Source organism: Vibrio sp. 10N.247.311.14, assembly GCF_041467715.1.
GTDB classification, from domain to species: Bacteria; Pseudomonadota; Gammaproteobacteria; order Enterobacterales; family Vibrionaceae; genus Vibrio; species Vibrio crassostreae_C.
This window is the reverse complement of the sequence record NZ_JBFSVE010000045.1, coordinates 24,604-45,135: the sequence shown is the minus strand read 5'-3', so window position 1 is coordinate 45,135 and position 20,532 is coordinate 24,604. Positions and strand designations below refer to the sequence as shown.

The 20,532-nt window shown below is 44.8% G+C and carries 24 protein-coding genes; 17 read left to right on the top strand and 7 right to left on the bottom strand.

What is annotated here, in order from left to right; all coding sequences use genetic code 11:
• Nucleotides 1-134: 134 nt before the first annotated feature.
• Nucleotides 135-896, bottom strand: a complete 762-nt coding sequence (locus AB6F11_RS16040) for a transporter substrate-binding domain-containing protein (protein ID WP_017070266.1) — start codon at nucleotides 894-896, stop codon at nucleotides 135-137.
• 286 nt (nucleotides 897-1,182) lie between these two features.
• Between AB6F11_RS16040 and AB6F11_RS16035 the strand changes: the two genes are divergently transcribed.
• From AB6F11_RS16035 to AB6F11_RS16020, 4 genes are all read left to right on the top strand, one after another.
• Nucleotides 1,183-2,232, top strand: a complete 1,050-nt coding sequence (locus AB6F11_RS16035) for an HlyD family secretion protein (protein WP_017062229.1) — start codon at nucleotides 1,183-1,185, stop codon at nucleotides 2,230-2,232.
• A 72-nt stretch (nucleotides 2,233-2,304) separates the two neighbouring features.
• On the top strand, nucleotides 2,305-3,318 hold the full coding sequence (locus tag AB6F11_RS16030) for a DUF2955 domain-containing protein (protein WP_017070267.1): 1,014 nt from the start codon (nucleotides 2,305-2,307) through the stop codon (nucleotides 3,316-3,318).
• Nucleotides 3,281-3,748 (top strand): MarR family winged helix-turn-helix transcriptional regulator, encoded by a 468-nt coding sequence (locus AB6F11_RS16025; RefSeq protein ID WP_017062227.1) that lies wholly within the window; start codon nucleotides 3,281-3,283, stop codon nucleotides 3,746-3,748. The genes AB6F11_RS16030 and AB6F11_RS16025 overlap by 38 nt, the downstream gene beginning before the upstream one ends.
• 52 nt (nucleotides 3,749-3,800) lie before the next feature.
• Entirely contained in the window at nucleotides 3,801-4,340 is a 540-nt protein-coding gene (locus AB6F11_RS16020) for a lipocalin family protein (RefSeq protein WP_017062226.1), read from the top strand.
• Nucleotides 4,341-4,404: 64 nt separating this feature from the next.
• Here the strand turns inward: AB6F11_RS16020 and AB6F11_RS16015 are convergent, their stop codons facing one another.
• On the bottom strand, nucleotides 4,405-4,743 hold the full coding sequence (locus AB6F11_RS16015) for a hypothetical protein (RefSeq protein ID WP_081324485.1): 339 nt from the start codon (nucleotides 4,741-4,743) through the stop codon (nucleotides 4,405-4,407).
• A gap of 236 nt (nucleotides 4,744-4,979) precedes the next feature.
• Here AB6F11_RS16015 and AB6F11_RS16010 point away from each other — a divergent pair, with 236 nt between their 5' ends.
• The 5 genes from AB6F11_RS16010 (at nucleotide 4,980) to AB6F11_RS15990 (ending at nucleotide 8,201) form a co-directional block, all read left to right on the top strand.
• Nucleotides 4,980-5,813, top strand: coding sequence for an AraC family transcriptional regulator (locus tag AB6F11_RS16010; RefSeq protein WP_102320559.1), 834 nt, complete (start codon nucleotides 4,980-4,982; stop codon nucleotides 5,811-5,813).
• A 104-nt stretch (nucleotides 5,814-5,917) separates the two neighbouring features.
• Nucleotides 5,918-6,646, top strand: coding sequence for an AzlC family ABC transporter permease (locus AB6F11_RS16005; protein ID WP_029235402.1), 729 nt, complete (start codon nucleotides 5,918-5,920; stop codon nucleotides 6,644-6,646).
• A 2-nt stretch (nucleotides 6,647-6,648) separates the two neighbouring features.
• Nucleotides 6,649-6,978, top strand: a complete 330-nt coding sequence (locus AB6F11_RS16000; protein WP_029235401.1) for an AzlD domain-containing protein — start codon at nucleotides 6,649-6,651, stop codon at nucleotides 6,976-6,978.
• A 62-nt stretch (nucleotides 6,979-7,040) separates the two neighbouring features.
• Entirely contained in the window at nucleotides 7,041-7,346 is a 306-nt protein-coding gene (locus AB6F11_RS15995) for an NIPSNAP family protein (protein WP_017070270.1), read from the top strand.
• Between the two features lie 81 nt (nucleotides 7,347-7,427).
• Entirely contained in the window at nucleotides 7,428-8,201 is a 774-nt protein-coding gene (locus tag AB6F11_RS15990) for a viroplasmin family protein (RefSeq protein WP_102393677.1), read from the top strand.
• Between the two features lie 185 nt (nucleotides 8,202-8,386).
• Here the strand turns inward: AB6F11_RS15990 and AB6F11_RS15985 are convergent, their stop codons facing one another.
• Complete coding sequence (locus AB6F11_RS15985) at nucleotides 8,387-9,535, bottom strand: glycosyltransferase family 4 protein (RefSeq protein ID WP_102393678.1); 1,149 nt, start codon at nucleotides 9,533-9,535, stop codon at nucleotides 8,387-8,389.
• Between the two features lie 316 nt (nucleotides 9,536-9,851).
• On the opposite strand from AB6F11_RS15985, the gene AB6F11_RS15980 reads away from it, so the two are divergent.
• The 5 genes from AB6F11_RS15980 to AB6F11_RS15960 all read left to right on the top strand — a co-directional run bounded on the left by AB6F11_RS15980 (nucleotide 9,852) and on the right by AB6F11_RS15960 (nucleotide 13,999).
• A complete protein-coding gene (locus AB6F11_RS15980) occupies nucleotides 9,852-10,778 on the top strand; it encodes a glycosyltransferase (protein WP_017062218.1) in 927 nt (308 codons plus the stop codon).
• Between the two features lie 16 nt (nucleotides 10,779-10,794).
• Nucleotides 10,795-12,231 carry a lipopolysaccharide biosynthesis protein gene (locus AB6F11_RS15975; RefSeq protein ID WP_102393679.1) on the top strand — a complete coding sequence of 479 codons (1,437 nt, stop codon included), beginning with the start codon at nucleotides 10,795-10,797 and terminating at the stop codon, nucleotides 12,229-12,231.
• A gap of 136 nt (nucleotides 12,232-12,367) precedes the next feature.
• Nucleotides 12,368-12,700 (top strand): hypothetical protein, encoded by a 333-nt coding sequence (locus AB6F11_RS15970; RefSeq protein ID WP_017062216.1) that lies wholly within the window; start codon nucleotides 12,368-12,370, stop codon nucleotides 12,698-12,700.
• Between the two features lie 98 nt (nucleotides 12,701-12,798).
• A complete protein-coding gene (locus tag AB6F11_RS15965) occupies nucleotides 12,799-13,413 on the top strand; it encodes a LysE family translocator (protein WP_017062215.1) in 615 nt (204 codons plus the stop codon).
• A 151-nt stretch (nucleotides 13,414-13,564) separates the two neighbouring features.
• Nucleotides 13,565-13,999: an N-acetyltransferase gene (locus AB6F11_RS15960; RefSeq protein ID WP_102393680.1), complete on the top strand. Its 435-nt coding sequence runs from the start codon at nucleotides 13,565-13,567 to the stop codon at nucleotides 13,997-13,999.
• Between the two features lie 74 nt (nucleotides 14,000-14,073).
• Here the strand turns inward: AB6F11_RS15960 and AB6F11_RS15955 are convergent, their stop codons facing one another.
• The 4 genes from AB6F11_RS15955 to AB6F11_RS15940 form a co-directional block, all read right to left on the bottom strand.
• Nucleotides 14,074-14,541, bottom strand: coding sequence for a DUF3429 domain-containing protein (locus tag AB6F11_RS15955; protein WP_017062213.1), 468 nt, complete (start codon nucleotides 14,539-14,541; stop codon nucleotides 14,074-14,076).
• Entirely contained in the window at nucleotides 14,538-15,083 is a 546-nt protein-coding gene (locus AB6F11_RS15950; RefSeq protein WP_102393681.1) for a glutathione peroxidase, read from the bottom strand. Before AB6F11_RS15950 ends, AB6F11_RS15955 begins: the two co-directional genes overlap by 4 nt.
• An 84-nt stretch (nucleotides 15,084-15,167) precedes the next feature.
• Nucleotides 15,168-16,511 carry an AarF/ABC1/UbiB kinase family protein gene (locus AB6F11_RS15945; RefSeq protein ID WP_065584895.1) on the bottom strand — a complete coding sequence of 448 codons (1,344 nt, stop codon included), beginning with the start codon at nucleotides 16,509-16,511 and terminating at the stop codon, nucleotides 15,168-15,170.
• A gap of 222 nt (nucleotides 16,512-16,733) precedes the next feature.
• Nucleotides 16,734-17,120, bottom strand: coding sequence for a thiol-disulfide oxidoreductase DCC family protein (locus AB6F11_RS15940; RefSeq protein ID WP_102393682.1), 387 nt, complete (start codon nucleotides 17,118-17,120; stop codon nucleotides 16,734-16,736).
• Between the two features lie 162 nt (nucleotides 17,121-17,282).
• On the opposite strand from AB6F11_RS15940, the gene AB6F11_RS15935 reads away from it, so the two are divergent.
• The 3 genes from AB6F11_RS15935 (at nucleotide 17,283) to AB6F11_RS15925 (ending at nucleotide 20,474) form a co-directional block, all read left to right on the top strand.
• On the top strand, nucleotides 17,283-17,840 hold the full coding sequence (locus AB6F11_RS15935) for a DUF1439 domain-containing protein (RefSeq protein ID WP_017065247.1): 558 nt from the start codon (nucleotides 17,283-17,285) through the stop codon (nucleotides 17,838-17,840).
• 224 nt (nucleotides 17,841-18,064) lie between these two features.
• The gene (locus tag AB6F11_RS15930) at nucleotides 18,065-19,627 is read left to right on the top strand and encodes a glutamate synthase-related protein (RefSeq protein ID WP_102393683.1); all 1,563 of its coding nucleotides are present in this window, start codon (nucleotides 18,065-18,067) and stop codon (nucleotides 19,625-19,627) included.
• A gap of 325 nt (nucleotides 19,628-19,952) precedes the next feature.
• Entirely contained in the window at nucleotides 19,953-20,474 is a 522-nt protein-coding gene (locus AB6F11_RS15925) for an NADPH-dependent FMN reductase (protein WP_102393684.1), read from the top strand.
• Nucleotides 20,475-20,532 lie beyond the last annotated feature (58 nt).

The window sequence follows — 20,532 nt, the reverse complement described above, 5'->3', positions numbered from 1 at the left end:
TTGGACATAAAAAGACCCCCAATAATTGGTGTCCAACTATTGGGGGTCAGTTCATTATGAGCGGCTTTTTGCTATCTGATGCTTTCTAAAGTGAACACAGTTCGCAATTAGTTTAGTCCACACTGCATACCAAACTATTCGTAAATGCTGTATGAAAAATACTTACTTGCGATTTTTTGATGCTGACCATTGTCGATCAAGCGCTGGATACCGTCATCAATAAGATCTTTGAGTTCATTATCTTGTTTTCGTACCGCGACACCAATACCACGCCCGAACCATTTTTCTTCTGTAAATTTAGGACCCGTAAAGTGGTAGTCCTTACCTTGCTCCGTTTCAAGAAAGCCCGTATTGAGTCCCATAGAACCACCAAACACGCTATCTAGGCGCCCGTTGAGTAAATCGGTAAAGGCTTCGTCGAATGATCCATAACGCTTGATATCTACATTTGGGTAGATCTCGGAAAGGTATTTGTCACCAATGGTAGCGCGCTGAACTCCAATTGTTAGTTCATTTAAGCTGCCGTCATCCATATTGATTTCACGCCCTTTTTCCATGACAAAACGAGTGGGAACTTTAGCGTAAGGCATCGTGAAGTTAACTTTCTTTTCACGTTCTTCGGTAATTGTCATAGCCGCTATAATTGCATCGTTTTTACGGCTTAAAAGCGAAGGGATAATCCCGTCCCAGTCAGTTTTTGAGATGATACATTTTACTTCTAATTCGACACACAAGGCGTTGGCTAAATCGACTTCAAACCCCTCTAATTCACCATCTTGCGTTGTCCAGCTGAATGGTGGGTATGCTCCTTCCACCGTAAATCGGATTTGCTTCCAATCTTTTGCGTAAGTAAATACTGAGAAAACACTGACGAATACAACAAATATCCACTTCATTTTTATTTCCTTATAGTTTTAATGGATAAGTTGGTTAATCAAATGTTAAAGAATATCAATGTTAATGCATATCATTGTGAGCAAAGGCATTAGATAACTTCTGGAACTCTTGCTTCCCAAACTAACTACACGACTTTTTCTTATCTAAATTTCTATTTATATCTTTCATAAACAGTAGCTTGCTGTACTTCTCGCAAGATCTTTAAGATACTCACCTTTGATTTATGTTGTATCTGAAACAAAAATCAATACAATGAGCGCATTATTTTGTTGCAGGTGAAACATTATGGCTAATAAAGCGTATCAATGGATGCTCTATCTAACACTTGGCACCAGTGCCTTGTTTGCTCTTTTCTTGGTGGCAAGTGACAACCTTGCGCCGTTCACAACTCAAGCTCAATTGCACATTCCAACCAGCCGTATTGCTGCAGAAGTGTCGGCGCCAGTGGTGGAGTTGGCTGTTAAGAATGGTCAGGATGTAAAAAAAGGGGAACTGCTAGTTCGCTTAGATCCAACTCGTTTTGAATTGGCGTTAACTCAGGCTGAAGCGGCTTTGGTTGAAGCAGAGCAAAGCTATGAAGCAAACAAGCAGCACTTGCATGGCGCGGAAGCGACGTTACGTCAGCGCCAACACGAAGCTCTGAATGCCGAGAGAAAATTGAAGCGTAACCAGCAATTGATTTCGAGAAAACTTGTTAGCCAAGAAACGCTAGACGATAGCCGATCGGACACTATTGTAAGACAGCAAGCCGTCGAAGCTGCGCAAGCCGATATTGAGCAGATAAAAGCTGAGCTTGAGAAAAGCAGCGACAACGGTGCTTTGGCTGTTGCTCGAACTCGCGTTGAACTGGCGCAATTGGATTTGGACAAAACGACAATCGTCGCGCCTGTTGATGGCGTAATCAGCAATCTCAACCTTAACTCAGGAACCTATGTTGGCGCTGGCAGCCCCGTTTTGTTTTTGGTTGATCGCCAGCATGCTTGGATTAACGCAGACTTCAACGAAAAGGGCAGTGCAAATCTGACTGCGGGAACAACCGTTCGTTTGGTGTTTGATGCAATGCCTGGTGAGGTGTTTGAGGGAAATATTCAAGGTCGTGAACTGGCTATCTATGATGCGAGCAGCGACAACAGCGGCCTCGCGAAAGTCGTGAATGATGATCGCTGGATTCGAGACCAACAAAAAGTGCGTACACAAGTAACGTTGCCGTCACTTGATCACTCATTGTTCTCAGGCTCTAAAGTGAGCGTGATGGTGGTGCCTGAAGCGACGTTTTGGGATGTGATCGGAAGTGCATGGATGGAAGTGCTAGCTCGCATTCGTTACCTAGTTTAACTGTGCTCTTCAATCATCGACTAACTGACTACCCACTGACGAAATAACGATTTACGACCTAAGAGGCAGATTATGAATAACGAAGTTCGAGGCCCGATTAACTGGTCTGAAGTAGCTTGGATCAGCGCTATCGTGTCTTTGGGTATGTTGGCTCAACTTTGGCTACAGCTAGGTGTTGCGGCGTACCTCGCTCTTTATCCGGTAATGGCGGCGACCAAGATTAACGACTACTCAGTGAGAGGTATGCTCAAAGCGTTTCTCCCTATCTTGGGTGTCGCTTGTGTGGCTCTGCTTGTCGATCAGTTATTTGCCTCACACCCGGCAGTGGTTTGGGGGATCAGTTTATGGGTATTTGATTTAGCAAGAAGGTGGGCCGACACGCCTGCCAAACTTGGGAAAATCTACATCCCATTGCTCAATTGGTTTTTGGTGATTGTGTTTGCACAACATGGCCCAATGCCGATGACGGACTGGGTTCGCGATATAGCAGTGAGCATGGTGACGACCATGGTTGTGGTGAGATTTGTGATGCTGTTCTTAAAGCCGCCCAAAGCGATGTCGCCGCTGCCAATGCAAAGTGTTCCTGTGACGTACCAGCAGCGAGTGATATATGTGGTCATGCTTGGAGTTGGTTTAGCATTTTTGATGATGGTCGATTTGATTGCCGCGACGTTCTGTATGATGCCTGTGATTATTGCGGCTGCGCAAAGTGAACGCATGAACTATCAAATGGTGGTGAAAAACTGTTTACAAGCCCACGTTGGTGGTTGTGCATTGGCGTTGGTCTTCGTAACCTTGTTAGCGGGGCAACACTCCTATAATTGGGTGTATATCATTGGACTAACAAGCTTGGTGACCATGATAGCAATTTGGATCAGCGGCAGTCGTGGTGGCGTGCGAGGTATGCATACTGAAGCGATGTTAGGAACTATGCTACCATTGCAACTCTATGTTTCAGCAACCGATCTTGGTTTGCAAGATACCTACTTTCGTGCAGAGTTAATGTCCATCGTGTTGGTATTATTAGTGGTCTGCCAAGGAATTATATATGGAAAATCAACCAGCATTATCCATCACCGGAATTGATGCACTCGACAGCAATCCTATGTTCTTAATGGGCTTTGCTTACAAACAGTTTCGAGCTCAAGTCACCGCTGAGATGGGCACCACTTCGGGCATTTCTCTAGAGATGTTTGGTGCGCTTCGAGTGTTAGATAAGCATGGCAAAATCACTCAGCAAGAGTTAACCAATTACTTGCTTCGAAATCGCTCTGTGACCAAGCGTTTGGTTGATAACGCGATTAAGCTGAACCTTATTGAGGCCAGCAAGAGTGAAACGAACAAGAAGGTAAAACTTCTTTCTTTAACGGAAGAGGGCAAGAAGCTTGCCGAATATTGTGAGCCTATGGTCGATAGTATCAGCGAGCAGTTTCAGAGTGCGTTGAGTGAAGACGAATCCAAGCAGTTACAGACCTTGTTGGCTAAGCTTGTAAAAACAGACCAATTCGTCGACTGATTATGCGATCGAAGGTGTGGGTCTAATAACAATCGAATAAAGAGTAAGTGACATGACATACAAAATATTAGCGATGCTAATGATTAAGCTGTTGTTTACGTTTCGTGGCAGTAAACCTACGTCTAAAATCCCCGCCTCTGACTTTGATGCCGAACGCTTCGCTGGTACATGGTATTCCGCTTGTTTTATCCCGCATCCATTGCAATCAAAGCTCGGTTCTTTGTCGTTTAGCTTTTTATTTGAATCTGACGGTAATCTTAAGCTGACAACTCGAGGCTACAACGCGAAAAAGAATGAGTGGAAGACCAAAGAACAAGCCGCAACATTTAAGGGCTCTCAAACCGAAGCGTGGTTTTCAGTCGAAGCGAATAGCCCTTATGAGAAGCAGAGAAAGGTAATTTTCTTGAATGAAGATTACACTCAGGCTTTGTTGGTGGGTCCTACCAAAAATACCTTACAGATCTTGTATCGCACTGCAGAGTTCACCAAACAAGACTTAGACTCGCTGATTGAACGGGCGCAGAGCATGGGTTTTAAAACCAGTAAGCTAGTTCGTGTGTCACAACATATCAATGATGTGCCTGAACAATAAAGTAAGTTCGGCTAGTCCTGACTAGGTAGCTCGGCTAATAAGCAAACAACATTGCTAACCCGTTCTAATTCGCTGGCAACACCACTGCCGACGCTTCTTCCTCTGAATCTTCTTTGCCTTCTACTTGGTCAGCAACCCAATCGATTGTCTTGGTTAAATAAAGCTTATTAGTTTCGGTGTCACACCAACTTTTTGATAACCCTCTTCGATTGAATTCACTGCCAATTGCTGCGAGTGTCTGGTTGCTTGAGCGCCCGTAATACAAGGTGTCGCACAGTTGCAGGTCCGACATCGATTGAGGATATGTATTGACTGACGAGGAGTTCATGCTCAGTGCTTTGGATTGGTTATGAGTGCACCCTGCTAGGCTCAGGAAAAAGAAAAGGATCAGTGTATTTTTCATGTTGTATCAGGTCTGTTGCCGATGATTTGAAGACAGTATTGGCATGTATGATTAAATTATTGTCAATTTTTCGCCAACTATTTATAGACCAAGACTTTCCTCCCAGTTAGAAAGCGTTATTAAGCCAGTGATAAAAACGGTCTTAACAAGCAAAAGCGCAATTTTGTACAAAAGCTGAAAGAGACAATAGAGTAGACTGATAAGTCGCTCGATAATTAACAGGCTTAGGAATTGTTATGGAGAACAATAAACGCTCTAAAGAAAAGGCCGAATATAAGATAACCGAAGAGCTCGGCGGCCTTGAAATTCTTAATGCTGAATACGAAAAGCAGAACTTCTCGCGCCACAGCCACGAGGGCTATACGCTGGGAGTCATCGAGCAGGGCGCTCAGCGTTTCTATCGAACGGGCGGACATCATATTGCGCCACAAAATGCGATTATTCTGGTCAATGCCGACGAAGTTCATAGCGGTCACTCCGCCACTGAAGGCGGTTGGGCGTATCGAGCCATGTATCCACTCCCAGATCAACTTGCCAAGATCACTCAAGAGCTAAACCTACCCAATTACGGCGCGCCTTACTTCCCAAGAGCGGTTGTTGAAGATCCTGAACTCGCCAATCAATTGAGATTAGTCTTTAACACGATTGATGAATCTGACAATCGCTTGTTAAGAGAGACCTTGATGTACGGGATGTTGGTTAAACTGATTAGCCGACACGGAAAATCGCCGCTTAACCCTCAACTCGACGGAAAAACTCAGCGCCAGCTTGTCTTGGTGAAAGAGTTCTTAGATGATTTTCCACAAGCCGATGTGTCCCTAGAGGAGCTGTCTAAGTTAGCGGCATTGAGTCCGTTTCACTTAGTGCGTTCTTTTCAAAAAGAGTTTGGTCTTCCGCCACATGCGTATCAAATCCAATCTCGGTTAAGGCTTTCGCGTAAGTTATTGAAACAAGGACATACCATTTCAGACACCGCGCAAGAGTCTGGCTTTCACGACCAAAGCCATTTTCATCGACACTTCAAAAAGGCCAATGGCTACACGCCGGGGCAATACATTAAAATGCTCTAAATCGGACACCTTAATTGGTTCGCGAAATCGAGCAAGTTTGTACAATCGAACCGACTCCACTCTTCTTACATTGAATAGCGAATGTAAAGAGAGAAAAGAATGATATGGATAGTGAAACAATGGATAGACGAACACAGTTATGGAAAGGCGTTTTAGCGGGAATGCCTTTGAGTATTGCGGTAATCCCTTGGGGAATTCTAGCCGGTTCATATGCGATAGATGCCGGATTGAATCAACTTCAAGCGCAAGCGATGTCGGCTATTTTGTTTGCTGGCTCAGCGCAACTTGTCGCTGCGGGTATGTTCAAAGCGGGTATTGGTTTAGGCACTATGTTGTTGACCACACTGTTCATCACCTCAAGACACTTTCTGTATAGCGTATCGATGCGTGACAAAATTAGCCATCTTCCTGCGCGTTGGCGTCTATTACTCGGATTTTGGCTCACCGATGAGCTGTTCGCGATTTGTAGTGGGCAGTCTCAGAAAGAATTTAATCGCTGGTATGCTGCGGGTGTAGGCGGCGGTTTTTATCTCGTTTGGAATATTGCGAGCTTTGTCGGCATTGTCGCGGGAAGCCAAATTCCTTCGCTTAATGAGATTGGGCTCGACTTCGCGGTCGCAGCAACCTTTATCGCTTTGGTGTTCCCATTAATCCGAACTCTACCCGTCGTTGTGTGTGTTGTGGTTTCATTGGTCACTTCGGTTGCCATGTCGGTTAACAATATTGAGGGCGGGCTAATGATTGCAGCGATTGCAGGTATGTTAGCGGGCTTTTTGAGTGAATCGTTCCAAGAGCGAAACAACGGTAACAAGACAATCGTGGAGGGGAAATAGAGATGATTTGGTTAACGATATTCCTCATGACTGCGATTGTTTTCTTTAGTCGGTATCTGTTTCTTGAGCCTGCAATCCCGCTTCGACTCAATCAAACCGCAAGGCGCCTATTGCGCTATTCAAGCCCAGCGGTGCTGACTGCGATTTGGGGGCCAATTGTATTTGCTCCTGAACAAACATTTTGGCCAAGCCTTGAAAACCCATACTTGATAGGCGCGGTGGTGACTGGCTTATTGATTTGGAAAACAGGCAATGTGCTACTAACGATCGGAGTTAGCATGGCGGTGTTTTTGTTCTATAACCTTGTCGCGGTTGATTACCTTTTCTCGTGAGCTTCAACTTCAATGTCAACTTAGGCTTTGTGTTTCTCCTATTATTTAAGGGCTGTATAAATATGATTACTTGTTATGTTCGATATGTGATTGATCCTAAAAAGGTAAATGAGTTTGAGGCATACGCAAAAATGTGGATTCCTCTGGTCGCTAAATTCGGGGGCCAACACAATGGTTATTTCTTACCGTCGGAAGGGGCGAACAATATTGCCTTGGCGCTGTTTACCTTTGAAAGTTTGGCTGCCTATGAAGAGTATCGGATTAAATCGTTGAACGATGCTGAGTGTATTAAAGCGTTTGAATTTGCAGACGAAGTTGATTGCATCGTGAGTTATGAACGCAGCTTTTTTAGACCTGTTTTAGAGTGATAGACCTTGCAACGTATAGCGTGGTGGCATCTAATGTACTGATTCACTGTTTGTGTGTTTAGGTTTTGGTAAGGAGTTAGTTTGGCTAAGAAATATTATGTGGTTTGGAAAGGTCGCACACCGGGTATTTTTACCACTTGGAACGAGTGTAAATCCCAAGTCGATGGTTTCGCTGGTGCGAGATATAAATCGTTTCCAACACTAGACGAGGCTGAGTCTGCTTTCGGTGGTAAAACGTCGTCTGCGTCAGGTTCTACTGCGAAAAAGCCAAGCTCTGCGGGTAAGTCGACGAAAGCTAAGGTGCCGCCTCTTTCGGAGCAGCAAATCACAGATATGCCTTTTGATATCAAGATCTTTACCGATGGTGCGTGTGAACCAAACCCTGGTGAAGCAGGGACGGGGTTAGCGGTATACCAAAACAACCAATTAACCGAATTGTGGTATGGCTTGTATCAACCTGTTGGTACCAATAATACCGCTGAGTTGCATGGCCTTAAACAGGCGTTTTTGCTCGCAAAAGAGAAGCTAAACGCGGGTCTGTCTGTAGCGATCTATTGTGACTCTAAGTACTCGATAGATTGTATTACTAAGTGGGCAACGGGTTGGGAGAAAAAGGGCTGGACTAAGTCGGGCGGCGAGATCAAAAACCTCGATATTATTAAGCCGGCGTATGCGCTCTACCAAGAGCTGGCTTCAAAAATTACCATCTACCATGTGAACGGACACGTTGGTATTGAAGGTAACGAATTGGCCGATAGAATGTCGATTGTGGCTATTTCATCGAAAGAGCAACAACTCGCTCAATATCGTGACATCGACGATATTGAGTCTATTTTGGCACTGCGAGCAGGCTAGTTAGACTTCTTAATGAAAAGCTACTGAAAGCATAAGTCGCGATCATTGGGCAGTGCTAAGTTGAGCGTTACATTTCAAATTGATGTAGCGCTCTTTTGTTTTTGTGGTGCTCCGTTTTCTTATGGTGCATAGTCGTTCTTGTGAGACGCAGCAGCCCTTGCGATGCTTACTGCCTGAGTTCATCCTTATTGAGCAGGGTTCTCTATCCAACGAGATAATTGCTGAGCTTGTTTGATCGAATTAAAACTGTCTTTCACTCTCTCACGTGCCTTTAAACTCATCGATGTTTTATCGTTACTGCTCAGCTGCGCGAAACGCTCAATCGCTTCTCTTAATTCTTCCACGTTTTTTTCGCTAACCACAAAACCTGTCTCTGGTGAGACGATCTCTTTGCATCCCATGATGTTGGTGGTAATGACTGGCGTTCCCACAGCCATCGCTTCTTTTAAAACCAGAGGCCCTGTATCCACACATCCGGTTTCGGAAAAACAGAAGGGCGCGATTAGGCTGTCATAATTCGATAGTTTCTCTTTCACCCATTCATGAGGCTTAGCGCCAAGAAAGGTCACGTTTCGAGTGAGCCCATTTTCTTTGACCTGTAACTTTAATTGTTGCTCTAAATCGCCAGTACCGATGATATCGAGATGAATGTCGAGAGGTTCGGCAATCGGCGCCAATGCATCAATAAGATGGTGGATACCTTTTTGCTCCACTAATCGGCCAAGGAAAATAAAGCGAAGTTGCTTCGTTTCGGTTTTTGGGTTGAGTTGGAACTGTTTGGTATTAACTCCGCAATGCAGGAGCTTAATGTTTCCTTTCGCCATGGTATTGAAGTCAGCAAGCATGTCTTTACACACTGCAACCACAAAATCACTCGATGAGATTTTATGTTCAATGTCATAAGCGAACTCGTAAACATCATGACCATGAGCAACGAACGAACAGGTGATATTCAGCAGCTTTGCCGCGACGATGGCGTGAGCTGTGGTGTGCTGACAGAAATGCGCATGTACGTGTTCGACGTCGTTTTCCGCGAGTTGCAGCGCTAATTTAAACCCATAAGCGAACAGTGACTTTTTCGGCATGCTGGTTTGCTTAGAAATAAATGAGACAGCCTTGATGAAACCTATCCAGTTAATGCTGGCGACTTTACCCTTCCGAACATTTTTACCTATTTCGACAATGTCGTAGTCGAACTGTTTTTCACTGTTTTCAATTTTGAACGTCATTACACACACATCGTGCCCACACGCTTTCACAGAGTCGACTTCTGTTTGAATGAAGGTCTCACTGAGTACTGGGTAGGTTGGCGCCACAAATGCTACTTTCTTCATTCCTTACTCCTCAAATCCATATGACTAAAACTATCAAGCCAAGGTAATAACCAATAAAGCAAGATACGAACCAAGATCGAATCGTAGCTTTGGAGGGCTTTCTGATTGCTTTTCGAAGGTTACCCCTTAAGAGGTGGCTCGTTTTCTCAAATTGATAATCAAATTGGAGTTGCAGTTTTTTTGAACATCTGTGTTTGGTCGTCATTTTGAGAATGGACGCGTAGGTGACTGATATAGAGGTGATTTTGTAGTAAGACACTCTCGGCATAGAACATGCAACGTCAGCCATATAACGTATAAATCTGAGGGCGTCATTATGGCTAAAGTAAGTGTTGTTATTCCTACCTACAATTGTTTGGATTACCTGCCGAAAGCGATTGGTAGTGTACTAAAGCAGACTCATCAAGATGTTGAGCTGATTGTCATTGACGATAACAGTAACGATGGAACGTCGACGTATCTTGCTTCTATAGACGATGAACGCATTATTACGTTGTCCACATTGGGTGTTGGTGCGCCTCAAGCGAGAAACCTAGGGATTGAAAAGGCGACCGGTGAATACATCGCTTTTTTAGACGCAGACGATTTCTGGTTTCCTGAAAAAATTGAGCGCCAACTCGAATTTCATCAACGTTACCCTGATCTCGCGATGAGCTTTACTAACTACGAGCATCTTACTGAAGATTACCAAGTAATAGTCGACTGCTTTAGTTACTGGTCGCAGTTTCAAGATCAAGATGAGCTGTTCATCAATATCGAGAACCCGTTGGAGTTCATCATAGAAAATAACGTGATTGGAACATCAACGGTCATGGTGAAAGCGGATGTGTTTTCTCAAACAGACAGTTTCAATGCTGACATCAAGTATGGGGAAGATTGGGAACTGTGGCTTCGAATGAGTGAAAACCATCAGATCGGTGTGTTGAACTCGGTGCAGGTTGGCTACTTGATGAGAGCGAGCTCTGTTACCCAAACTGAAAGTCTTAAATTGAGAAATTTGCAGTCTATAGAGACTATTCTTCAACATTACCAAAATGACAGTCAACGATGGAATCTACCCACTTCTAGCTTCAAAATCGCAAAGGCGAGAATACTGGAAGGTTATGCTGACTATTATCGAGGTTTACAACAGAATAGACAGGCTATTGCCTACAGTTTCCGTTCTTTGGTCATGTCACCTCAAAAACGCACATTGCGACACCTAATTGGAGACTGTAAAAGTTTCCTAAAGCCAGCTTGGTAAGGAAAAGGTGACGACTATGGGTTCTTTAAAGCAGTCGGCTTACTACGCCATCGGTATATTAATGATGAAAGGGATTTCATTGGTGATGATCCCGTACATTACGCACAATATGACGTTGGCAGAGTATGGTTCCTTAGAAGCCATTGTCTTGCTGGCAGACATTGGGACGATATTGTTCAGCTTCGGTATTGTCGATGCCATGTATCGTTATGTGGGTGTCGCCGAAGGTGATGAAAAGCAAAAGCTCGTCTCGAACTGCTTCACATTGAGCGTGCTGGTGTGCGTGCTTGGGGGCGCCTTGATTGCCCTCAGTATGCCGTTGTTAATCTTAATGTTGCCAGTTGAATTCCAGCCTTACCAGATACTGCTTCTGCTTATTCCTACCATGCTCGATGGGGCGATTTCTATCCCGCTAACGCTGATGCGTATGAACGCGATGGCGAAACGTTTTTGCATGCTCAATTTGTTGAAAGCCGGTGTTCAAGCCATCATGACTTTTGTTTTGCTTGAGGCTGGATACGGTATAGATGGCGTGTTGATTTCAGCTGCGGTATCCAGTGTGTTGCTAATGGTTTGTTTAGTGCGTTATCAATGGCAAGAGATGGGATCTTTTGGTTGCTTCAAATACTCGGCGAAGATCTTAAAATTCGGACTGCCCGTTCTGGTTGGCGGTGCATCAATGTATATGATCATGGGGCTCGACCGCTGGGTAATGGCAAGCTTCGTCGGTGTCGAAGAACTCGCGATTTATGCGGTTAGCGGAAAGTTCGCGTTGATTCTTGGTCTGTTGTTGCAGCCTTACGCGCTTTGGTGGTTTCCAAACCGTGTGGCGATGCTTCAACAGCCGGGTGGCAGTAAGATGTGTGCCGATAGGGCGTTAGTCGGTGTTAATCTGGCCATTGTATTCGGTTGTTTGATGATCCTTACTGTACCTGGTTTTATTACTTTGATTTTGCCAAGCAGTTATCAATATGCAGGCACGATTGTCGTGGCACTCTTGGCGATTGGTGTGATTAAGAACGCTGGGGATTACCTTAACCTTGGCTGTTTCAGCGGTCACTCAAGCCAATCGCAAATGTGGATACAAGGCGGGTGTGCGATTCTAGCTGCGATTGGTTATTTTGTTGTGACACCGATTTATGGAGTGTGGGGCGTTGTGGTGGTGCTTTGTGGCACTTATGCCGTGAGACTGTCACTGCTCTATATCGTGAGCCAAAAAATGGAGTACTTGCCTTACGAGCATCGTAAATGGATGACAGCGCTGAGTATCGCCATACTTGCCATCATTAGTGATCGAGTTCTTGGCTTGGTGCTGGTTGATGTTCATGATTTTGTTTTAGGCAGTTTTGTGGCGATAGTGACGTTAGTGGCCTTCATTCGATACTCTGTTATCCCAGTTCCACAGGCGCTGCTTGATAAGTTTACGTTAGGCAAGCATTCACATGTGAGTTGAATTCATGTCATCCAAGCTCTGGGCTTTCTAATCGGCATTCTTAGATATCATAATTCCCGACAATAAAACACTGTTCATAATACTTCTGATTAGATAGTATTTATAAATTCAGTGAATATTAACGATGGAAAGATATATGAATAAGTGGATGCTGCTCCTTTCTCTGTTTTCAGCTGCCTCATACAGCGCCTCTGAGTTTTCAAGTGAGGGTATTACTGCTCCCGACTTCAATTCACCGGATTTCAAGCCGCCTGAAGTTTCCCAACAGGAGCAACACAATATCGTTTGTGAAAGTGTCGTTTGTAATTCAATCTCGCGATCGCAGCCAGTTCCTGAATTGGGCGAAGTACCGGATAGAGAGCCGAATAAAACATTAGAAACGATAGCGAGTGCGATTTTCATCGCGGGCGAAATTGGTATTGCAGAGAATTTGATTGAACCAGACGAAGAGCATTATATTGTCGAGTAATGGTTAATTAAAATGGCGGCATGTGAAGCGGTAAATACAGAGCTTTCTGCATTCGTTCATTGATTAAATATTTACGAAGTTTTTAACAAGGACGAAAAATGGAAATCTGGAAGTTAATGCTATTCATCCCCGCTTGTTTTGCGCTCAACATGACTCCGGGCCCAAACAATTTGTTATCAATGAACAACGCCCGTTGTTATGGATTTCAAGCGGCTTTGGTTGCGGGGTTAGGTCGAATCACAGCATTTTCTGGCATGATCGTGTTGGCGGCTTCTGGCTTAGCTGTCGTTCTTTATACTTCTGAAACTTTGTTCTTCCTTATAAAACTTTTTGGCGCGATGTACTTGCTATGGATTGCGTACAACGTATGGCGTTCACAAGCTAGCCCAGTAGCGGACATTGAACGTAATAAGAATTGGTTTGGTCTAGTTAAACAAGAGTTCACCCTTGCAGCTGGTAACCCTAAAGCGATACTCATCTTTACCGCATTTCTGCCTCAATTCGTTGATGTTTCAGCCAATGTAAACACACAGTTCTTCATTCTAGGTGGCACATTCCTAGTGTTAGAGCTGCTCGCGATATCTATCTACGCTGCCTTTGGTTTATACCTCAGAAACTGGTTCTCCAAGCCGCAAATGGCTAAGCGTTTCAACAAAGCGTGCTCGGTTTTTCTTGCGTTATCTGGCGCAAATTTGTTGGTTATTCGACAGTAAAACATAAGTAACCTAATCTACTCCTCAGGCGTTAGTTAAGTGGCATCTTCGTTAAGGTAGTTCGTAAGCCTTTAGGCTGTTGATATATTATTAATAGCACCTTTGAGTTTGCATGTTTAAACTTGAGGTTCGGTTTAAATGAGGTCTATCTATGACTGTTGTTTGTGCGGAAAAACAAGAACTGGCTGATATCTACCAGCTTGAACATGCTTTGTTTGGCGCTCACGCCTATCCGCTGTTTTTCTTTCGTCAGGCCTTTGATTGCTGGGGAAAAGGTTTATTGGTTGCTAAGCAAGACTCAAAGATTGCTGGCTATGCCTTAACGACAACCACAGACAAGCAGAATGAGTTTTGGGTCCTCTCATTGGCTGTAGACCAGAATTATCGTGGCATGGGAGTTGGCCGGAAACTGATGCAACAGGCGGTTGAGCAGTTGCCTCGAGATGCTAGGCTTTTGCTCACTGTAGACCCAAATAACACATCGGCTCGTGCGCTTTATGCATCGATGGGGTTCGTTACCATCAAGCAAGAAGACAACTACTTTGGTGATGATGAGCCGAGGTTAGTGATGAAGCTCATCATCTAGATTGTTGCTAACGGTTTTTAACAAAGGCGCTTAACTAAATCAAAGGCTCACACTTCAAAGACAATCTCGTAGCTCTAGGTTAGCATCACGATACCGTGCATTAACACGACACTAGAGGTCAGCCGAGTCCTCATATCAAAGTAGCCATCAGGACCTTGGCTCTGGTTCTCTTCTCTCATCGTCCTTTCAGCTCGCCAAACCGCAATATAACCAAAGATGAGAATCAGAGTTGTCACTAGCTCTTTTTGTTCGCCAAGCAATACTGCCAGCCAAGCGATGAGCACAATCGCGTTGCTTATTAGCAGTGCTTTGTTACTTGATTGGCTTTCAAAGTTTTCGATGCCATTTGCCCACAAGATCCCTGAAAGAAAACTCAAAATTGCCACGCTGTAGGTGATGAACAGCGTTTCACCGCTTATCCCCATAAATTGGCTGTCGGTGAGCGAAAGGAGAAGACCGAATAAAAACGGAATTAACCCCATGTACCCCAGTTTGGCCATGGTGTTACGGGTTTGAGTTGTTGCCATGTAATCCGCCTTCATAACTGCTGCTCAATCGCGTTTTTGAGCGTGGCACTCACTGGAGATGTGGAGCTAGGGAAGGTGGCGACGACTTTACCTTCTTTACTGATCAAGAATTTGTAAAAGTTCCATTTAGGCGTTACGCCCGCTTGCTGTTGTATCTCTGTAAACACGGGGTTGGCGTTGCTACCAGACAGTGAAGCTCGCGCCATCATTGGGAAGGTCACGCCATAGTCTAGGTAACAAACCTTTGCCGCCTTCTCTTCGCTTCCCTTGTCTTGGCGAAAATCATTACTTGGGAAACCGATAACCGTGAAGCCTTGGTCTTTGTAGGTTTGATGAAGTTGCTCGAGTTGCTCAAACTGCGGAGTGAAGCCACATTGGCTCGCTGTATTTACCACCAATAGAGTTTTGCCTTGAAACTCATCGCACAAGGCGATTTCTTCGGTTGAGTTTAACAAGCGCTGTTTGCCATTAAGTATTTCGGGACAGCTCGCTGCAAAGGCGATGGAACTTGTGAGGCTTGTAATCAGTGCGGTTGAGCAAAGTAGTGAACATTTCATAGGGTTGGCTCATTTTAGTTGGCGTAATGGTTATTACTCTTGAGCACGATGAAATGATCACTTTGCGTATTATTTACTGTCTCATTAACTCGCGCTTTTAGTTGTGCTTTTGCTCTCTGAGATAAGATATGGAGCGACCAAGCGACTGATATTCACTTTTGCACCAAGGCGAGCCGCTAATAGATACATGCCACCAATTTTTCGGTGCAGGAACAGCGCATCGGCGGGCGGCGTATGCCAATACTCTTGTTCCATGCTCAAAATGGTGCCTGCTTCACGAAGCCTTTGTGCCAATCCACTGGCTTTGAAGTCGTACTCTTCGTCAACTAACATCGGCTCACAGGCCATCTTCACTAGATTTAGAATCGCTTGGCGTTGTTCGGGAAGAATTGTCTCGCTAAAGAATCCTATTTGCTCTAAAGCTCGGTTGAGCACTTGCTCATCGTTGTTAATGACAGAGGAAAAGGCCAAGCGATAACCCTCGCTGAAGCGGTCACTGTACTCACGGGTTGCTCCGAAATCTAATAAGCCAATTTGTCGGGTGTTTTCAACATAAAGGTAGTTGGCGAAATTGGGATCGGTTTGCACCATCTTAAAATCGAACAACTCTCTGAACAGAAGCTCCAGTAAGCTGTGCATTACAAAGTCACGTGTGCTTTGGTCGTAACTTTCGATTTGCTCTATCGAGACGCCTTCGATGAAGTCCATGGCGAGCACCGATTCTGAAGAGACTTGCGGATGAATCTTAGGTACGACGAAGTGAGAGTATTCTTTCAATGCATCATGGTAACGAGTTGCGTAATCAGCTTCGCGAGCATAGTCTGCTTCATCGTGGAGCTGTTTCTTTGCCTCTTCTAACAAGCCTTTGTAGTCGACCGACTTTGGTATCAAGCCAACAATATTGAGCAGCGTGCCCACGTTATCTACATCACTGTCGATACTTTTTCTAATGCCGGGGTATTGGACTTTGACTGCGAGTTTGTCCCCAGCATCACTATAGGCTTGGTGAACTTGTCCGATAGATGCACTGGCGATCGGTTTAAAATTGAAGGACAGGAATTCGGTTTTCCAATGGTTCCCGAGCGAGCTTTCTAACACTTGATTGAGCTGTTTTGTTGGCAGTGGATCGGCATCGGAGCGCAGGCGAGAGAGAATGTCGGCTAACTCTGGTTCTAAGACATCACCCGCATCCATTGATAGCATCTGTCCTAACTTCATAGCCGCACCGCGCAGGTGTGCGAGTTGATCGGTCAGGCGAGCAATGTTTTGTGGCGTTAACAGTAAGTCTTTTGCTTTGGGCCTGTTGCCTTGTGCAATTTGTTTGGTGCCTTCCGTTAGCACGTTACCCGCGACTCTTGTCGCCAACGAAGCGAACTTACTGAATCTAGAAATTCGATGTGTGGGTAGGTTTCTCTCTTTTGCCGACATAAAGGTTCTCACTTAGTTATCAAGACTCACTACAAAGTTCTATAAATCATTACCCAACCGAATGTTTTGTTGTGGTAACTTGTCTCGCGAAACAGTAAACAGAATTTAAGGGACAAAACATGAAGTTTATTTGGTTAAAAGTCGCGGTTACCGTTTTAGTTTTTGCTGCGCTGTTTGGTGTGGTGTATTACAAAGTCGCAAGTGGTATGTCTTAACCAAGCGCTATTTTGTGCAGCTGTTACCATCGCAGCGCGACTTTCCGGTTAACCAGAAAGAGACTTTGTATCGGTTCTTGGCAAACCGAAGATAACACCAGTCGGCCACTGGCTTGAATATCGCCCAACGTAAAGGGGCGTATAGCCAACCTTTTCCTACTAAGCGCCACGCTTGGTAGGTCACGTCTAAACCTAGCAGCAGTTTTCCATTCTCATCCAGTGCATGCAAAACGGTGTTGGCTGCGTCGGCATCAATCTGAGGGTAGTCTGAAAAGGCTTCACTGTAGATATCGATGGTTTGAATCTTATTCTTGACATCATGCTTTGCAAGTGCCGCCATCTCCTTTGCGCACAACGGGCATGTCCCATCGTAAAATATCGTTAATGAAGTCATTGCTTCCCTTACTATTTTTACCAATTACAAACTATACGCAATCACCGATTAGGTGGATCATTTTGCTCAGTTATCCGACACTGTAATTGTGACGACTATTTTACAGTGCTATCTCGAGGTAAAATCCGTTCCATGCAATTACATATTAAGAGTCGATCCCCAATGACAACAAAGTTAATGAACCGTTTGATTATAGCTGTGACAGCCCTGATGCTCAGTGGTTGTGTTAGCTACAGCATTACCGAGCAAGAAATGACGAAGTACCTTGAAGACTCAGTGATGCTAGAACAAGAGGTTGGTGTGCAAAGTGTGATGTACGCACAAGTGGCTGTGGATGATCTAGAAGTGCAAATTGGTCGAGCCGATGCACAACGCGTGTCCGTGTTGGCGAATACCAATGCAAAAGTTCAAGTGTTCAATATGCCTAATATGGGGTTGGATTTAGACTTAGAGTTCAGCGCGATTCCCGAATACGACAAGGAGAGTGGCGAGGTGTATCTAAAGTCGCTGCGACTAGAGCGCTTTGAAGAAAAAGGCAAACAGCTTTCGCCTGAAATAGAGACACTACTCAAACCAGCTGTATCGATGATAGGTTTTGCTTTGTCCCAGTCTCCGGTTTACAAACTCGACAGCAACAAGGTTCAAGAGTCGTTGATTAAGTCATCGGAACCCAATCTAGTGATTAAAGACAATAAATTGGTTATCGAATTGTTTGATTAACCCTCAGTGCATTAGTTTTGACTAAGCTCTCACCCATAATGGCTGCCTACTAGGTAGCCATTTTTGTTTGAGCTCAGTCGGTCATGACTGTTTTTAGTCGGTTTACTCACCTTGTCTATCAGTCTCATTTATTGAATTAGCCGCGTATCTCACCTTTACTTTATTCTTGCGAGCAAGTCATCGCTTCAGTCATCAAATCATAAAAAAGAAAAGGTGAACGAACTATGAAGAGTCCAGTAATCGCGGATAACAAACCCGTCAAAATCGAGCTGACAGAGGGAGAAGAGTATTACTTCTGTACCTGCGGGAAATCGAAAAGCCAACCGTTTTGTGACGGTTCTCATGCTGGTACGGGGTTCAAACCGAAAAGCTTTGTCGCCGAAGAGAGCGGAGACGCCTACCTTTGTCGCTGTAAGTATTCCAACAACCTTCCTTTCTGCGATGGCACTCATAAACAGTTCACAGCGGAACAAGTTGGGCAAGAAGGCCCTGATGTTCATATCCAAGCGGCTGCGCCAGATTTGTCGCCAGCTGCGAGCGCAACCAAAGAAGAACCTACCGTCGAGTTTATTCATCAACTGGCGCGTGATGGTTTATCCAAGGTTGGACATCATGGGCCAATGACCTCCATGGGCGTTCCAAGACATCTATTGCCTCACTGGGACGATATTCAAGTGATGGTCGCGCAAATGGCCACCAAGCCTTTGCTGGAGAATATGCCCGTTGGAACTGAACTGATTATTGGCCCCAAAGCGAAGAAGCCACTCAAATTGGACATCTCTTTGTTTGTGTCTGATATGAGTTTTGGCTCGCTATCTGAAGAAGCAAAAGTCTCATTGGCGAAAGGTGCCGAACTCGCAGGGACGGGTATCTGCTCCGGTGAGGGCGGTATGTTACCTGAAGAGCAAGCGGCGAACTCTCGCTACTTTTATGAATTAGCCAGTGCTCAGTTTGGTTACGATGAAGCTAAGCTCAAAAACGTTCAAGCCTTCCACTTTAAAGGCGGGCAGGGGGCTAAAACCGGAACGGGCGGGCACTTACCGGGCGCGAAGAACATAGGCAAGATCGCGGAGGTGCGTGGCATTGAAGCGGGCACGGCAGCGATTTCTCCACCCACCTTTGTCGACCTTAACACGGTCGAGGATTTTAAAAAGTTCGCCGACCGTGTTCGAGAGGTGACAGGCGGTATCCCGATTGGCTTTAAGTTAAGTGCCAATCACATCGAAGAAGACATTCAGTTCGCGCTTGATGCCAGTGCCGATTACATCATCTTAGATGGGCGTGGTGGCGGTACAGGGGCGGCGCCAGAAATGTTCCGTGACCATATCAGTGTTCCCACTATTCCAGCACTCGCTCGCGCTAGAGCGTATCTCGATAAACAAGGGGTCAGTGACAGAGTCACATTGATCATCACGGGCGGCTTGCGCGTGCCGATGGATTTCGTAAAAGCGATGGCGCTTGGTGCTGATGGTGTCGCTATCTCAAACAGTGCCATGCAGTCGATAGGTTGTGTGGCGGCGAGAATGTGTAACACCAATAATTGCCCTGCTGGTATTGCAACTCAAAAAGCCGATTTACGTCAGCGTTTGAATGTCGAGAAAGCATCGAACCAGCTTAAGAACTTCTTTGAAGCCTCGACAGAATTAATGCAAGTGATGGCGAGAGCGTGTGGTCATGATCATTTGAATCAATTTAACCCTCATGATTTGGCAACATGGAATCGCGAAATGGCCGAGCTATCCGGTGTCGCTTACTCTGGTGTCTGTCCATTAAATCACTTTAAGTAAATAACACTTCGATAAAGCACACTCAATGTATTTTGGGTGTGCTGACTTTTTCCTGTGTAATGCCAACCTATGTTAAACCTTTCATAATCAACTGCTTTATAAGTGTTTTTAAACTATTTCCTATATTTTGAAAATATCGCTTTACCTCAAGTTAACTTGAGGTTTTATCATCATCCCCAATCTAAAAACACAATCTATCACCTTGTCGCCTAGTGCAGGTTTTGATGTTATCAAACAGACGTTACGAATCTTCAGTTATGAATTTTGAGCTCCGTAATTGAAGTCATGAGTGCAAAAAGGTGAGAAAAATGAACAAGGATCAACAATGAAAGTATTAGCGATTGGCGCGACCAACAGTACAACATCAATTAATCAACAACTTGCAGCGTACACCGCAAGCTTAGTTGAGGGCGCGCAAGTAGAGGTGCTCGATCTTAATGATTTCGAGATGCCTATTTATAGTGAAGACAGAGAAAAAGAGTCCGGCGTTCATCAACACGCGCAGCGCTTTTTCAGCAAGATTGGCGAAGCTGATGCTGTGGTCATCTCTTTTGCAGAGTACAACGGTTCATACACCGCAGCTTTTAAGAATGTGTTTGATTGGACATCACGAATCGACATGAAAGTGTATCAAGGTAAACCTGTGGTTATGCTCTCCACATCACCAGGCCCCGGTGGCGCAAGCTCTGTGTTGTCGTCTGCGGTAAATTCCGCACCTTACTTTGATGCTGATGTGAAGGGGTCGATGTCGGTGCCAAGTTTCTACGACAACTTTAATGTAGAAACGGGTGAGATCATCAATACCGAAATGGCCGAGAGCCTGAAATCGATCATGAGTCAGATCTAACTGCTTCAGTGAGTGAGAGAATTACTACATCGGTGCACAGATAAATAGATAAATAAGT